This window comes from Mesorhizobium sp. P171375, assembly GCF_057786075.1.
The window spans coordinates 3,344,667-3,357,749 of sequence record NZ_JBYNWF010000001.1 but is presented as its reverse complement, the minus strand read 5'-3'; the positions used below and the strand labels follow the sequence as shown (position 1 = coordinate 3,357,749).

16 protein-coding genes are annotated in these 13,083 nt (G+C 62.5%); 8 read left to right on the top strand and 8 right to left on the bottom strand.

Features of this window, described 5'->3' with window-relative positions:
- The first annotated feature begins 33 nt into the window (after positions 1–33).
- Both ACYHH6_RS16030 and ACYHH6_RS16025 read left to right on the top strand, forming a co-directional pair.
- Positions 34–618 (top strand): DUF1214 domain-containing protein, encoded by a 585-nt coding sequence (locus tag ACYHH6_RS16030; protein WP_352584859.1) that lies wholly within the window; start codon positions 34–36, stop codon positions 616–618.
- Positions 611–1,159 carry a DUF1254 domain-containing protein gene (locus tag ACYHH6_RS16025; protein WP_352584857.1) on the top strand — a complete coding sequence of 183 codons (549 nt, stop codon included), beginning with the start codon at positions 611–613 and terminating at the stop codon, positions 1,157–1,159. Before ACYHH6_RS16030 ends, ACYHH6_RS16025 begins: the two co-directional genes overlap by 8 nt.
- Before the next feature lie 25 nt (positions 1,160–1,184).
- Here the strand turns inward: ACYHH6_RS16025 and ACYHH6_RS16020 are convergent, their stop codons facing one another.
- Positions 1,185–1,373, bottom strand: coding sequence for a hypothetical protein (locus ACYHH6_RS16020; RefSeq protein WP_352584855.1), 189 nt, complete (start codon positions 1,371–1,373; stop codon positions 1,185–1,187).
- A 190-nt stretch (positions 1,374–1,563) separates the two neighbouring features.
- Here ACYHH6_RS16020 and ACYHH6_RS16015 point away from each other — a divergent pair, with 190 nt between their 5' ends.
- A complete protein-coding gene (locus ACYHH6_RS16015) occupies positions 1,564–2,562 on the top strand; it encodes a hypothetical protein (protein WP_352584853.1) in 999 nt (332 codons plus the stop codon).
- Here ACYHH6_RS16015 and ACYHH6_RS16010 read toward each other — a convergent pair.
- The 3 genes from ACYHH6_RS16010 to ACYHH6_RS16000 all read right to left on the bottom strand — a co-directional run bounded on the left by ACYHH6_RS16010 (position 2,549) and on the right by ACYHH6_RS16000 (position 5,475).
- Positions 2,549–2,896 carry a DUF1491 family protein gene (locus ACYHH6_RS16010; protein ID WP_488500443.1) on the bottom strand — a complete coding sequence of 116 codons (348 nt, stop codon included), beginning with the start codon at positions 2,894–2,896 and terminating at the stop codon, positions 2,549–2,551. The two genes, ACYHH6_RS16015 and ACYHH6_RS16010, sit on opposite strands and share 14 nt — an antisense overlap.
- A 73-nt stretch (positions 2,897–2,969) precedes the next feature.
- Entirely contained in the window at positions 2,970–3,758 is a 789-nt protein-coding gene (locus ACYHH6_RS16005) for a peptidoglycan-binding domain-containing protein (RefSeq protein ID WP_352584851.1), read from the bottom strand.
- Positions 3,733–5,475 (bottom strand): sensor histidine kinase, encoded by a 1,743-nt coding sequence (locus tag ACYHH6_RS16000; protein ID WP_352585235.1) that lies wholly within the window; start codon positions 5,473–5,475, stop codon positions 3,733–3,735. The genes ACYHH6_RS16005 and ACYHH6_RS16000 overlap by 26 nt, the downstream gene beginning before the upstream one ends.
- Positions 5,476–6,012: 537 nt before the next feature.
- Here ACYHH6_RS16000 and ACYHH6_RS15995 point away from each other — a divergent pair.
- On the top strand, positions 6,013–6,387 hold the full coding sequence (locus tag ACYHH6_RS15995) for a DUF5330 domain-containing protein (RefSeq protein WP_142866640.1): 375 nt from the start codon (positions 6,013–6,015) through the stop codon (positions 6,385–6,387).
- A 115-nt stretch (positions 6,388–6,502) separates the two neighbouring features.
- Positions 6,503–6,931 (top strand): SufE family protein, encoded by a 429-nt coding sequence (locus ACYHH6_RS15990; RefSeq protein ID WP_352585234.1) that lies wholly within the window; start codon positions 6,503–6,505, stop codon positions 6,929–6,931.
- A 60-nt stretch (positions 6,932–6,991) separates the two neighbouring features.
- On the opposite strand, the gene ACYHH6_RS15985 is transcribed toward ACYHH6_RS15990, so the two are convergent.
- Both ACYHH6_RS15985 and ACYHH6_RS15980 read right to left on the bottom strand, forming a co-directional pair.
- Positions 6,992–7,417 (bottom strand): Ros/MucR family transcriptional regulator, encoded by a 426-nt coding sequence (locus ACYHH6_RS15985; RefSeq protein ID WP_352584849.1) that lies wholly within the window; start codon positions 7,415–7,417, stop codon positions 6,992–6,994.
- A 414-nt stretch (positions 7,418–7,831) separates the two neighbouring features.
- Positions 7,832–8,203 (bottom strand): SH3 domain-containing protein, encoded by a 372-nt coding sequence (locus ACYHH6_RS15980; RefSeq protein WP_352584847.1) that lies wholly within the window; start codon positions 8,201–8,203, stop codon positions 7,832–7,834.
- 128 nt (positions 8,204–8,331) lie between these two features.
- On the opposite strand from ACYHH6_RS15980, the gene ACYHH6_RS15975 reads away from it, so the two are divergent.
- The 3 genes from ACYHH6_RS15975 (at position 8,332) to ACYHH6_RS15965 (ending at position 11,611) form a co-directional block, all read left to right on the top strand.
- On the top strand, positions 8,332–10,452 hold the full coding sequence (locus ACYHH6_RS15975; protein WP_352584846.1) for a S9 family peptidase: 2,121 nt from the start codon (positions 8,332–8,334) through the stop codon (positions 10,450–10,452).
- Positions 10,449–11,075: a LysE family translocator gene (locus tag ACYHH6_RS15970; RefSeq protein ID WP_352584844.1), complete on the top strand. Its 627-nt coding sequence runs from the start codon at positions 10,449–10,451 to the stop codon at positions 11,073–11,075. Before ACYHH6_RS15975 ends, ACYHH6_RS15970 begins: the two co-directional genes overlap by 4 nt.
- Positions 11,076–11,221: 146 nt before the next feature.
- Positions 11,222–11,611 carry an SET domain-containing protein gene (locus ACYHH6_RS15965; RefSeq protein ID WP_352584843.1) on the top strand — a complete coding sequence of 130 codons (390 nt, stop codon included), beginning with the start codon at positions 11,222–11,224 and terminating at the stop codon, positions 11,609–11,611.
- Positions 11,612–11,616: 5 nt separating this feature from the next.
- Here ACYHH6_RS15965 and ACYHH6_RS15960 read toward each other — a convergent pair whose 3' ends face one another.
- The gene (locus ACYHH6_RS15960) at positions 11,617–12,561 is read right to left on the bottom strand and encodes a cytochrome c (RefSeq protein ID WP_352584841.1); all 945 of its coding nucleotides are present in this window, start codon (positions 12,559–12,561) and stop codon (positions 11,617–11,619) included.
- A gap of 9 nt (positions 12,562–12,570) precedes the next feature.
- Positions 12,571–13,008 (bottom strand): c-type cytochrome, encoded by a 438-nt coding sequence (locus ACYHH6_RS15955; RefSeq protein WP_352584840.1) that lies wholly within the window; start codon positions 13,006–13,008, stop codon positions 12,571–12,573.
- Positions 13,009–13,083: the final 75 nt, after the last annotated feature.

The following is a 13,083-nucleotide window of genomic DNA, read 5'->3' as shown; positions in this document are numbered from 1 at the left end:
CCCCGAACGACAATTCTCTCGTCCCGGTTCTTCATGCTCAAGACCGCCTTTTTCACGCTGCTTTCGCTTGCCATTGCCATCGGCGGCGGCGGCGGCAGCGTCTGGTATGCGCTGCAGGCGCAGAGCGGTGTCGGCGCGATCAGCATCGGCCAATGGACCGCCTTCCCCGAGATCGGCACGCAAGATGCCGACCCCTATTCGAAGGCGCGCGTGGCGCGCGAAGGCGTACTGGCGCTCGGCAAGGCAGAAGGCTTGTCCTTCATCGCCGAACGCGATGCGGCCGGCGATGAGTTTCAGCGGCAATGCGACTACAGGATCGAAGGCAGTTTCCCGACCGCCCGGTTCTGGACGCTTTATGCCGCCGACCAATCGCTCGGCGTGGTCGACACCGGCAAGCCGCGCCTGGCGGCGCTGCAATCCTACCAGGTGCTGCGCCAGCCCGACAATTCGGTGGTCATTGCCGTCGGCAATCGCCCGGCGCCCGGCAACTGGCTTCTGACCGAAGGCTTTGGCCGGATGTATTTCGTGCTCACCTTCTACGACACGCCGATCGCCTCAAGCACCGGCCTTTCCGACGTGACGCTGCCCCGTATCGTCAAGGCGGGCTGCAATGCGTAGGCTGCTGCACGCCATCCTGCTCGGCCTGCTCGGTGCCGGCATCGTCCACATCGTGGTGCTTTTGCTGGTGCCGGAGTTTACCGAGCGCGACGCCTGGTCGCGGCTGGCGATGGCTTCAGACCTCTACAAGATGACCAGGCTCGACGCCGAGGCCGGCGGCGCGCCTGTGGTCAAGTCGGTCGATCCGCTGTTTTACGCCGCCGCCTGCCGCTTCGACCTTGCCGAAGGCGTGGTGCGCATCAAGGCGCCGGGCAGCGTACCGTTCTGGTCGGTCTCGGTCTACGACCGCAACGGCCACAATTTCTATTCCTTCAACGACCACACAGCGACCGGCAACAAGCTCGACACCGTGGTGCTGACGCCGGCACAGATGATCGACGTGCGCCGGGAGCTTCCGGAAGACCTCCAAGGGGCGATATTCGTCGAAGCGCCGATCGAGGAAGGCATCTTCGTCATCCGCGCCTTCGTGCCTGACGACAGCTGGAAGCCGGTTGTGTCGCAGTTTCTGGACCAGAGTTCCTGCGAGCTGCAGGACTACTGATTTTCAGCCCTGATCAGGAGGCGGCTCAGTGGTGCGGAACAGGCATGTTTGGTGTGCCTGGCTTGTCCGAACCGGCCGGCCGCGCCCCGCCCGCCACCGGCGGATGCTCGTAGCGGACGCCGGGGAAAATGATCACCGCCGCCGGCGTGCCGGTGTCCTGAACTGCTCGATTGACTGGTGCCGGTCGCGGCACGAAAGACAGTACCATGCCCATGATTCGCGTATTCCTCTCGGTTGCCCCGGAGCACAACGCAACGCCTCCAAATGTGATTAAGGCAGGCAGAGGGTTAACGGAGCGCTAACGGATCGCCGCTAATTTGATGTTTGTCCCAGGCCTTACGCGAAACCGACACAGTTGCGGTTGAGCATGGTCCGGGTCGTGTCGAGTATCGGGCGTATCTTCCGTGTCAGTTTCGGATTTCAGGCAAATCGCTATACGGACGGAATCGGGAAAAGCCGAAAGGCTATTTCGCGCCGCCGTGTCGGCGTTCTGCTCGCTGACCCGCCCGTCACGCCGCGAGATCGCCCAGCTCGAGGATCTGACGCTGCCGCTTTTCGAGACTGTGTCGGTCGAATCGCGCCGCTATGTCGCCGCTGCCCTCTCCGAATGCGAATATGCGCCGGCTGCCCTGGTGCGGCGGCTTTGCGAGGAGCCGGTTGATGTCTGCGCGCCCTTGCTGGTCCGTTCCCGCGCCCTGAGCGATATCGACCTGATTGCGCTGATCGGCCGTCACGGCCTGCCGCACGCGCGCGCCATTGCCCGCCGCAAGGATTTGAACCCGACCATCGCGCAGCTGATCAAGGCGCTGGAGAAACCAACCCTGGTGCGGGTGCGGCAGCCCGAGCCTATCGCCGAAGTGGCGGGCGACAGCGCCGAATCCGCTCCCGCCGCTCCCAGCCCACCAAAACTGCCCGGCAGCACTGCCGAAAACGCCAGGCGCCGGCTACGCTCGATGATGCTCGCCGAGGGCGAGGCGACATCGGTCAATCCCTTCGTCGGCTCAGCAACCTACGGCAAGCTGCGCGAGACGGCGCTGACCGGCAACGCCGCCTTCTTCCAGACCGCGCTTGCTGATGCGCTCGACATCGACTTTTCGACGGCGCGCGCGCTGACCGAGCAGTCGAGCTACCTCTCGCTGCTTGCCGCCTTGCGGGCGCTCGACCTCAGCGAGGACAGGGCGTTCCTGATCACGGTCGCCGTTTACCCCCGGGAATTCCCGCACCCGCAGGCGATCCGCATCTTCCTCGACCGCTACCGGCTGCTGCACCACGAGGCGGCTCTCGAAAAGCTCCGCGGCTGGAAGGCCGAAACAGTGTCGCGAGCGGTGCGCGGCAACGCACCAGTAGCCGCAAACGCCGACCAGGTGCCGGATGGCGACAAGGCCAGCCTCAAGGCATCTTGACGGAGAGAAGCTCCTCGACGGGAACCGAACCGGCCTCGATCTCGACCACCCAGATATCGGGATCGAATTTTTTCTCCCGCTCCAGCCTGGCGTCGAGCACGCTGGCGTCTTCACCAGAGCCGAGCAGCGTGAAAAACCGGTCATCCGGTTTGGCCGAATTGTAGCTCGTCTGCGGCGCCGGGCCGAACAGGGAAACCTCGCCCAGCCGGCCGCGCGACAGCACGAAGACAGTGCCGGCCTCGGTCGCGCCGCGCTTGACGACGGCCGCAAAGCCGCCGGCGCCGAACACACGGCGCAACAGGGCCGACACCCAAAGATCGGTGGTTACGCGCATGGCAGGGTTCCGGACGACATGCGCAGGGTCTTAGCCGGATTTTTGCCCATCGGCGAGCGGTCGTCCGGCCTGCTCAGTTGGTCAGGCCGATTTCGCGCATCTTGACGTAGACGACCTCGTCCGGCTCGCCGGTCTGCGGCAGGCCGAACAGCGACTGGAATTCCTTGATCGCGGCCTTGGTGCGGGCGCCGACGACGCCGTCGAGCTGCATGTCGTCATTGCCGAATGCCTTCAACCCGGCCTGGATCTTGACGATGCGAGGATCGGGCGCCTGGGCGGATGCCGGTGCTGAGACCGGAATTGGCGCGGGGGTAGCCTCGGGCGCGGCAGCGGGAGCAGCGGCCATATCCACGGGCCGTGGCGCCGGATGGGGAATACCGGCCGTCGTCTGCTTGGCGCCGAGCTGGTCGAGCAGGACGGCGTCGATCTCGCCGGATGCCGGCAGACCGACCTTCTGCTGGTAGGCCTGGATGGCCTTCTGGGTATTCGGCCCGGAAATGCCGTCGACGGTGCCGGTGTAGAAATCGAGGTCCTTGAGGATGCCTTGCACCTGCTCGACCGTCGGGTCGCTCTTGGCCGGCGCCGGGCCAGGCCGCAGTATGTTGATGGTGGTTTCGGGTTCGTCCGTGCCGGGGTGCGGAAAACCCTCGATGCTGCGAGTGGCGAAGAAGGCACCGGCATGCGGAAACGGCTGGTACCACAGCGCGTTGGCGGAAACGTAGAACAGCGTCACCAGAAAGGCTGTCGAGCCGCCGACCAGGACCGGATTGCGCGAGATCGCTCCGCCGAGCGCAACCGCGCCGGCCTCGAAAGCGCCGCTGCGGCGCTTGACCGCCTTAGGCTGTTTTGCGGAGCGAGCCATTCCTGTCCCCTTTCGCGTCGCCCTTCGTCCTGGTCGCGGGCATCGGCAGCACGCCGTTCCTGTCGGTCGCGCGCTTCTTCGGCCCGTTCACCGGCAGGCTGATCGTGACCGTGGTCCCCTCGCCCGGCATGCTCTCGATCGACATCGTGCCGTCGTGCAAGGCCACCAGGCCCTTGACCAGCGACAGGCCGAGCCCGGTGCCCTCAAAGCGGCGCGTATAGTCGTTCTGGATCTGCATGAACGGCTTGCCGAGATTGGCGAAATCCTCTTCGGCGATACCGATGCCGGTGTCCCTGACCCAGAAATGCAGCCGCGTGCCGATCCGCTTGGCGCCGACGACGACATCGCCGCCATCTGGCGTAAATTTGATCGCATTGGAGACGAGGTTGATCAGGATCTGCTGCACGGCGCGACGGTCGGCATTGATCTCGCCGGCGTCCGGCGCAATCTGCGCCTGGAGGTCGATATTCTTGGCGTTGGCCTGCAACTGCATCATCGACTGGCACATCTCGACCGCCTCGATGAAGCGGAACGGTTCGGGCTCGGTTGCGTAGGCGCCGGCCTCGATCCTCGAGACGTCCAGGATCGAGGTGACGACGGCAAGCAGATGCTGGCCCGAATCCCTGACCAGGCCGACATATTCCTTCTGGCGCGGGTCCTTGAAGCCGCCGAACATCTCGTGCAGCAGCATATCGGAAAAACCGATGATGGCGTTGAGCGGCGTGCGAAGCTCGTGGCTGACCACGGCCAGGAAGCGGCCTTTCGCCACCTCGGCCGACGCTGCCGCCTCATTGGCGGCGGCAAGCTCGTCGCGCAGTTCGGCGATCTCGTCGTTTTCGCGCAGCAGCAGGGTGAAGGTTTCCTGCTGCCCTTCGGCCCGAACCAGTTCGAGCTGGAATGGCCGGTAATTGTCGGCCATCGGAGCATTGCCGTCCTGGGGCAGCCGTACCCGAAGATCGAGCCGCCGCGCCAGGGCGCCATCGCGCAGGTCGGCAAGCGCGCTCAGATAAGCAACGCGATCGGACAGATGGATGCGGTCAAACAGGCCGGCGCCGAAAAGCAGTTCCGGCGGCAGCTTCAGGATGGTGCGCGCCTTGGCCGAGGCATCCAGGACCTCGCCATGCCGGGCAACATGCAGGACAACGGCGTCGATCATGTCCTCGAGGCGGTCGCTTGGAAGGAGCGCGGGCGCGCGGGCGGCATCGCCAAGGGCTGCAAGCCGGGGAACCAGCGTCAGCCCCCAGGCCAACGGCAGAAGCCAGTGCCACACCGCGACTTGCACCGCGCCGAGCGGGACGACAGAGCCGACAAAGGGCTGCAGCAGCACTGCAGCAAGGGCGGAAATGCCGCCCCAAAGTGCCGCGCGCTTTGAACCGGCGATCCACCATGCTTCGAATGGCAGCGCCAGAGCCAGCAGCGCAACCGGCGACGCCAGGCCGCCCGCTGCCGCAATGGCGCCGGCAAGGGCAAGACCGCCGGCGGCAAGCGCGACCTGGGCGGCCAGCGCCATCTTGCCCGACGCCGCCACCAGCAAGGCGGCGAACCAGCAAAGACCGAAGGCTGCGAAGATTGTTGCAACAGTGACGGCGGCACCCATGCCCGAGGTGACCAGTGTCACCGCGGCACCCGCGGCAAAGAACGGAGCGGCAAGCATGATGCCGATGAACCGGCGCTGGCGCAGGCGGTCGTCCCGGCCAACGATGGCCGGATGGACCATGCGTTCGCAACCGGCCGCCAGCGCGCCAGGCAGTTCAAGATATCTGGCCTTTATCAAACTCAACTCAACGCACTCGCACCCGGTCGTGACTGCCCCTGCTTTGCAGGTCGTTTTTGTTTGTTTGAAACTCGCATCGAGCGTTTAAGGAATGAATAAGGCTGACCGGAACAACGTCCTCCCTGCGGCAAAAATTGCGGCGCAGGCGCCAGAATGCACCGTCATTTGCGGCCATAGTAAACGGAGCGTTATGGGCAAAAGGCATGCCCGCGGCGGCAAAATCCTGAGCCGGCATGCCAGCACTCTCGGATATATCCATGCATAACAATCGCTTAGATGGTTAGTGCATGATTAAGGGAATCGCCGGCATTTGAAGCCAATGTATTGCAAAATGCTTCGTTTCGAATTTGCCTAAAATTTGTGGAAAATTTTCACTGGGCAAGCAAGCCGTCCTTTGCGCCTCATGTGTCATTGTCGCTGAGATAAAAGAGGTCATGGCGCATGGACGCATGATCCGGTCATGGACGAGAGGGCAATTCGATGGGCTTTCTGATAAGAATGGCGTTCTGGTTTTCGCTGGTGCTGCTGGCGCTGCCACTGAGCGTCGGCTCCGACGAAGAGGGCCACGAGAGCGTCGGGCCGATCCAGGCACTGTTTGCGGCGCGCGAGGCGGTCGGCGACATCGCCGGCATTTGCGAGCGCAAGCCCGATGTCTGCGAGACCGGCAAGTCGGCGATGCATACGATCACCGCCCGGGCCAAGGAAACCGCCAAGATCGCCGCCGCCATGCTGGACGACAAGGGCACCGAGCCCGAGACGTCGCCCGATACCTCACTGGCCACCGGCAGCGTCGCCGAGGACATCGTGCTGCCGGCGACCGTCAACATCCCTGCCAAGCTGGTGGCGAAGAACTAACACCGTTTCCGCTGTCTCTACAGCGACACCGCAGGCCGGTCGGACCTCTCGGCGCCTGCGGTGCTTTTCTTCTTTTTCCGTGACGCCGCGGCCGCGGATGACTATATCCCAAGCAATGGCCACGACGATCCAGACGATCCGCGACGACTTTTCCCTGCTCGACGAGTGGGAAGACCGCTATCGCTATGTGATCGAGCTCGGCGAAGCGCTGCCGCCATTTCCCGACGCCGAACGCAATGCCGTGAACAAGGTGCCTGGCTGCGTCAGCCAGGTCTGGCTGACCACTGAACAAGCCCCGGGCGCCGATCCCGTCATCACCTTCACTGGCGATTCGGACGCCCATATCGTGCGCGGCCTGGTCGCCATCATGCTGGCGTTGTTTTCGGGACGGTCCGCCAGCCAGATCCTGGAAACCGACGCCGAGGCGACGCTGAAGTCGCTCGGCCTCGACGAACATCTGTCGCCGCAGCGCGCCAACGGTCTGCGCTCGATGGTCAAGCGCATCAAGCGCGACGCGGAGATGGCGCTCAAGCAAACTGCTTGACCCCGGAAACAAAAACGGCGCCTCGAAGGCGCCGTTGATCTTGTCGAACTGGAGCCGGTGTTACCGGCCCTTGCGCTTGCGACCGAGGCCCATCTTCTTGGCCAGCTGCGAACGGGCAGCGGCATAATTGGGGGCGACCATCGGGTAGCTGGCGTCCAGATTCCACTTCTCGCGGTATTCATCGGGCGTCAGACCGTAGTGGGTCATCAAATGACGCTTCAGTGACTTGAACTTCTTGCCGTCTTCAAGGCAGACGATGTAGTCGTCATGAACAGAGCGCTTCGGGTTTACCGCAGGCTTCTGCTTGTCGGCAGGAGGCTGTTCGCCTGCTCCGCCCACACGCCCGAGAGCAGCATGGACGTCGGCGATAAGATTCGGCAGTTCGCCGACTGGCACGGGATTGTTGCTGACGTAGGCGGCCACCACATCGGCGGTCAACTCGATCAGCGCATCGCTATTTCTGGAAGGTGTTTCGACGATATCCATGGTGTTCAGGCCCCAACGAAAGATGTTTCTGTTTGCGCCCTTTTTGAGAGATCGGGCATGGCGCGAATTTCACGCGGGAAGAGCTTCATGGATTCGCGTCCGGGCATCTTAATGAGCCTACGGACCAAGTAAGTCAATTCGCATCTTGTGCTATATTCAACGATATTCATCGAATAGTCGCTCTTCAGCTTCAATCTTTCGTGCACTCTGTAACTTCGCGATATTTTCTGGTCGGACCAGGACTGGCATGACGTAGGGTCACGCATCACTAAATCAGCAAGGACTCATAAAATGGATTGCGATGCTTAGCCTATGCTTTGTAGGCTCGAATAGCTGAATTGCTGGATTCGTACAAAATCAGAAGTTGCAAGGTGTTTGCGAAACCCGCCGCAGGAAGACCTGCTTAGACCGGATTCAATAGGGAACGAGATATTTTCCGTAGACCCAGCCAGCAACAAAACCGCCATTTTGCGCCGGGTCGTGCCAAACTTGACACCATTGGTAGCGAATTGCCTGTTTCTGTTTCCAGTCCGGCTTGCCGGCGATCTCCAGAAGGTTCAGCCCCTCGGTGCACTTGCCGGTCATTTGCAGGATGGTCCCGTTGGGATAGGCCGCCTGCTTCTGGGATTCGTTGGACGGATACTTGCGAACGTTGAGCGTATCGCCGAACGGCACGCCAGCCACTTGCCAAGCGGCGAACGCGGTTGCATGAGACTGGCCGGTGAAAGCCAGAACGGTCGAAGCGACGGCGAGAGCCGCAGCGGTGCTGACATAGAAATTCGTCATCCTCTCCTCCTTTACATCTTCCGCAGCTCATCTTCCCGAGCCCGCCGCCACCAATGCCTGCCTGCCCTTGAACCCGCGCTGATCGGCGTGTTCATTTGCCATTCAAGTAACTTCTTCAGTGAGACGCAATGACCAAGACCCCAGCCTTTCCGACCGCTCGCCCGCCGAGCCCTGAGAAACACCCAGTCTTCGACACGCATCACGGCTTCACCCGCACCGGCGATTATGCCTGGCTGAGGGCGGATAACTGGCAGGCGATGTTCCGAGATCCTTCCCTGCTCGATAGCCGCATCCGCGCCCATCTCGAAGCCGAGAACGCCTATCAGACAGTGCTGATGGCCGATACCGCACAGCTTCAGAAGCAACTGTTCGGCGAGATGAAGGGGCGCATCAAGGAAGACGATTCGACGGTGCCGATGAAGGATGGCCCCTATGCCTATGGCTCATCCTTCAAGCTTGGCGGCGAACAACCACGCTATTTCCGCATGCCGCGCGATGGCGGCGATGAGCAGATCCTCCTCGACGGCGACGCGGAAGCCGAGGGCAAGCCGTATTTCCGCCTCGGCGGCGTCGACCATTCGGCCGATCACCGCAAGCTCTTGTGGGCGTTCGACGATAAGGGCTCCGAATTCTTCACGCTGCGCGTGCGCGATCTCACCAGCGGCAAGGAATTGCCTGACCAGATAGACGCCACCAGTGGTGGTGGCACCTGGAATGCCGCCGATGACGGTTTCTTCTACACCAGGCTCGACGACAATCATCGCCCGTCCAAGGTGCTGTTTCATGCGCTCGGCGACAGCCCTCAAAATGACCGGCTGATCTATGAGGAAACCGATCCCGGCTTCTTCATGGATGTCGGCGGCACGCGCTCCAATAAATGGATCATGATCGGCATCAACGATCACGAAACCTCGGAATACCGCCTGATGCGCGCCGATGAGCCGTTCGCGGAACCCAAGCTGGTGGCGGTGCGCGAGATCGGCCTGCAATATGATCTGGAGGAAGGCGGCGACATCTTCTTCATCCTCACCAATGCCGACGGCGCCAAGGACTTCAAGATCATGACGGCGCCGGCTGATGACCCGGTGCGCGCCAACTGGGAAGAGCTGGTGGTGCACGAACCGGGCCGGCTGATCCTGTCGGTGGTCGGCTTCAAGGACCATATGGTCAGGCTCGAGCGCAAGGAAGGCCTGCCGCGCATCGTCGTGCGCGACCGCCGCAACGGCGAGGAGCACCTGATCTCGTTCGACGAGGAAGCCTTCTCGCTCGGCCTGTCGGGATCCTATGAGTATGACACCGAGATCATGCGCTTTACCTATTCGTCGATGACGACGCCGGCGCAGGTCTTCGACTACAACATGCGCAGCCGCGAGCGCGTGCTGCTGAAGACCCAGGAAGTGCCGTCCGGCCACGATCCGGACCGCTATGTCACGCGCCGGCTGATGGCGCCCGCCGCCGATGGCGAGTTGGTGCCGGTCTCGCTGCTGCATCATCGCGACACGCCGCTCGATGGCTCGGCACCTTGCCTGCTCTACGGCTACGGCTCCTACGGCATCGCCATTCCGGCGGCCTTCAACACCAACTGGTTCTCGCTGGTCGACCGCGGCTTTGTCTTTGCCATCGCCCATGTCCGCGGCGGCAAGGACAAGGGCTATGGCTGGTATGATGACGGCAAGCGGGCGCACAAGATGAACACGTTCACCGATTTCATCGCCGTCGCGCAGCACCTCGTCGCCGAGCGTTACACACAACATGATCGCATCGTCGCGCAAGGCGGCTCGGCCGGCGGCATGCTGATGGGCGCGATCGCCAACATGGCGCCGCACAGTTTCGGCGCCATCGTTGCCGAGGTTCCTTTTGTCGACGTGATGACCACCATGCTCGACGCAAGCTTGCCGCTGACGCCGCCGGAATGGCCGGAATGGGGCAATCCGATCGCATCAGCGGAGGACTATCGGATCATCGCCTCCTACTCGCCCTATGACAATGTCGCGGATCACGACTACCCGCCGATCCTGGCGCTGGCCGGCCTCACCGATCCGCGCGTCACCTATTGGGAACCGGCCAAGTGGGTGGCGCGGCTGCGCGAGCGCAAGAGCGGGACCAATCCGGTGCTGTTCAAGATCAACATGGATTCCGGCCATGCCGGCGCGTCGGGCCGGTTTTCCAGGCTGGAGGAGATCGCCTATACCTATTCCTTTGCGCTGAAGGTGATGGGCAAGGCCGAGATTGCAAAGGGGGCGTCATGATCGATCTATCCACCTTGATGGCCTACGTGGCGGTGGTGCTTGGCTTTGTGTTCATTCCAGGCCCAGCCACACTTTTGACGGTGGCGCGAGCGACGAGTTCCGGGACCCGGGTTGGCAACGCGACGGGCGCCGGCGTCGCGGCTGGCGATGTGTTCCATACCGTCATGGCGATGGTAGGCATTTCGGCGATCATCGCCACGTCGGCAACGCTGTTCAGCATCGTAAAATACATTGGCGCGGCGTATCTGGTTTACCTCGGCATTCGCGCGATCATCGAGAGAACACCGGCCAACCCTACTGCCGGCGTGCTTGCGATCTCCGCCGGCAAGGCGTTTCGACAGGCTGTCCTGACCGAGGTGCTCAATCCAAAGACCGCGCTTTTCTTCCTCGCCTTCCTGCCCCAGTTCGTGCGGCCTGAAAACGGATCGGTAATGCTCCAGCTGATGACGTTGGGCATAATCTTTGTTCTGCTCGGCCTTTTCAGCACAGTCGTCTTTGCCGTAAGCGCGGGCCGGCTCGGTACGTTCCTGCGCCGCAATCCATTAGTGGTGAAATGGCAAGGCAAGGTGGTCGGCGGTATCTACTGCGCGTTGGGCGTTCGTCTGGCCTTGCAGCAGCGCTGATGTCGAGCGAAAGGCGCGCCCCGTCGAGGCGTGCCGATCATCACTTTTTGAATTCCGCGCTGCTCATTTTCACTCGCAATTGTAAGGGCTGCACGCTACCCAATGCGCGCCACCTGCCAGACAATGACATACGCAAAGGGGCCACTATGTTGCTCGTCGACACCTATCTCGAGAAATCGCCGATCCAGGGCATCGGTGTTTTCGCCAAGACCCACATTGCCAAGGGCACGCTGGTCTGGAAGCTCGACCCGCGCTTTGACCGGCTGATCGACGTTGAAACCTATGAGGGCGAGAGCGGGCCGGTGAAGAGCTACCTCGACCGCTATTCCTATCCCGACCGCCGCGATCCGAACTACATCGTCTTCGAAGCCGACGATGCCCGCTACATGAACCATGACGAGGAACCGAATTGCGATGTTTCCTCGCCCGAGGAGACCTATGCCTTGCGCGACATCGCGCCCGGCGAGGAACTGACCTGCAATTACAGTCACTTCTTCGAAACGGGCTTCGACTTCCTCGGTGACCGCCACCTTTAGTCGGATCACTTAGCCGGCTTGCTTCGCGCCGGATAGCCATTGGGATGCGGCGGCACTGCCTTGAGATAGGCGGCTATTGCCGTGCGATCTTCCGGCGTCAGCTGGGCCATGTTGCGCTGGACGTCGACCATGGCGCCGCCGACCGAATCGAAATCGGGCGTAAAACCGGTTTCGAGATAATTGGTGATGTCGGCTTCCGACCAGTCGCCGATGCCGCCCTCGCCCGAGGTGATGTTCGGCACGATGCCGCTGCCTTCGGCGGCGGTGGCACCCGCCAGCCACTGGCTTTTCCTGGTGCCGCCGCTGAGGTCGCGCGGCGTGTGGCATTCGCCGCAATGGCCGGGTCCCTCGACCAGATAGCGGCCGGCCAGCACCGGGTCAGGCGTGCCGTCGGCCAAGGCGATCACCGGTTGGTTGCTGAGATAGAGCCGCTTCCACAAGCCGAGACCGCGGCGGATGTTGAAGGGGAAACTGAGCGAGTTGTCCGGCGCCTTGCCGGCGACCGCCGGCAGCGTCTTGAGGAACGCATAGAGATCGGCAATGTCAGCGGGCTTCATGCGGGCGTAGGACGCGTAGGGAAAGGCCGGATAGAAATGCTCGCCGGAAGGCGACACGCCTTTCAGCATGGCATTGGCGAGATCCTCGACCGTCCAGGCGCCGATGCCGTCCTTGGGATCCTGCGAGATGTTGGGCGGCACGAAGGTGCCGAACGGCGTCTTGAGTTCAAGGCCACCGACAAGTTGGAGACGGGCCTCGCCTTGCGAGCCCGGCTTGGCGTGACAGGAGGTACAGCCGCCAGCATGGAAAATGCGTTTGCCCCTGGCGGCGTCGCCGGGGGCGAGTTGCGCCAGGGTTTCAGCGTCGAGTTTCACTGGCGCCGACAACAACCAGCCGGCGCCGACGACGCCCAGGACAAGGGCGGCGCCGACGAGTTTTTTCAACAGGGCCATTGCCCGGGATCAGCCCTTCTTCACCCGATAGGTCTGGTGGCAGGTGCCGCAATCGCTGCCGAGGGTACCGATCTGCGCCTTGAGCGCATCGACATCGGCAGGTGCGGCGGCGACAGCGGCCTTGACGTCGGCGACATATTTCTCGTTCGTGGTCTTGAAGCCCGCCATGTCTTGCCAGATTTTCGGCGAAGCGGTGGTGTCACCGCTGTCGCTGCCAGCCGGGAACAGCGCATCGACATCGACCTTCTCGGCATTGACCTGCAGCGCCTGCAGCGCCGTCAACACGGCCGCGGCATCGAAGTCTGCTTCCCCCTTGGCGATTTTCGACAGGCCGCCGACGAGTTTTCCGCGCTCCTTCATCAGTCCCTGTCGGTCGAGGATCGGGTCGGCAAAAGCGGCCGAGGCGGCGAGGCTGAGCATAGAGATGGCGATGACAAGCTTTCTCATTCAATTGGCTCCAGGATGATGAGGGGTCGCGACCTGACGTTAACGGATGGCGGGCTGAGATTATTCCCTGCTCGC

Coding starts and splice junctions, on each gene's coding strand:
- ACYHH6_RS16005 (WP_352584851.1), bottom strand. CDS start 3,758: ATGGCTCGCTCCGCAAAACAGCCTAAGGCGGTCAAGCGCCGCAGCGGC.
- ACYHH6_RS15985 (WP_352584849.1), bottom strand. CDS start 7,417: ATGGATATCGTCGAAACACCTTCCAGAAATAGCGATGCGCTGATCGAG.
- ACYHH6_RS15995 (WP_142866640.1), top strand. CDS start 6,013: ATGGGCTTTCTGATAAGAATGGCGTTCTGGTTTTCGCTGGTGCTGCTG.
- ACYHH6_RS16025 (WP_352584857.1), top strand. CDS start 611: ATGCGTAGGCTGCTGCACGCCATCCTGCTCGGCCTGCTCGGTGCCGGC.
- ACYHH6_RS15955 (WP_352584840.1), bottom strand. CDS start 13,008: ATGAGAAAGCTTGTCATCGCCATCTCTATGCTCAGCCTCGCCGCCTCG.
- ACYHH6_RS15970 (WP_352584844.1), top strand. CDS start 10,449: ATGATCGATCTATCCACCTTGATGGCCTACGTGGCGGTGGTGCTTGGC.
- ACYHH6_RS16020 (WP_352584855.1), bottom strand. CDS start 1,373: ATGGGCATGGTACTGTCTTTCGTGCCGCGACCGGCACCAGTCAATCGA.
- ACYHH6_RS15975 (WP_352584846.1), top strand. CDS start 8,332: ATGACCAAGACCCCAGCCTTTCCGACCGCTCGCCCGCCGAGCCCTGAG.
- ACYHH6_RS15990 (WP_352585234.1), top strand. CDS start 6,503: ATGGCCACGACGATCCAGACGATCCGCGACGACTTTTCCCTGCTCGAC.
- ACYHH6_RS15960 (WP_352584841.1), bottom strand. CDS start 12,561: ATGGCCCTGTTGAAAAAACTCGTCGGCGCCGCCCTTGTCCTGGGCGTC.
- ACYHH6_RS16030 (WP_352584859.1), top strand. CDS start 34: ATGCTCAAGACCGCCTTTTTCACGCTGCTTTCGCTTGCCATTGCCATC.
- ACYHH6_RS16010 (WP_488500443.1), bottom strand. CDS start 2,896: ATGCGCGTAACCACCGATCTTTGGGTGTCGGCCCTGTTGCGCCGTGTG.
- ACYHH6_RS15980 (WP_352584847.1), bottom strand. CDS start 8,203: ATGACGAATTTCTATGTCAGCACCGCTGCGGCTCTCGCCGTCGCTTCG.
- ACYHH6_RS15965 (WP_352584843.1), top strand. CDS start 11,222: ATGTTGCTCGTCGACACCTATCTCGAGAAATCGCCGATCCAGGGCATC.
- ACYHH6_RS16000 (WP_352585235.1), bottom strand. CDS start 5,475: ATGGTCCATCCGGCCATCGTTGGCCGGGACGACCGCCTGCGCCAGCGC.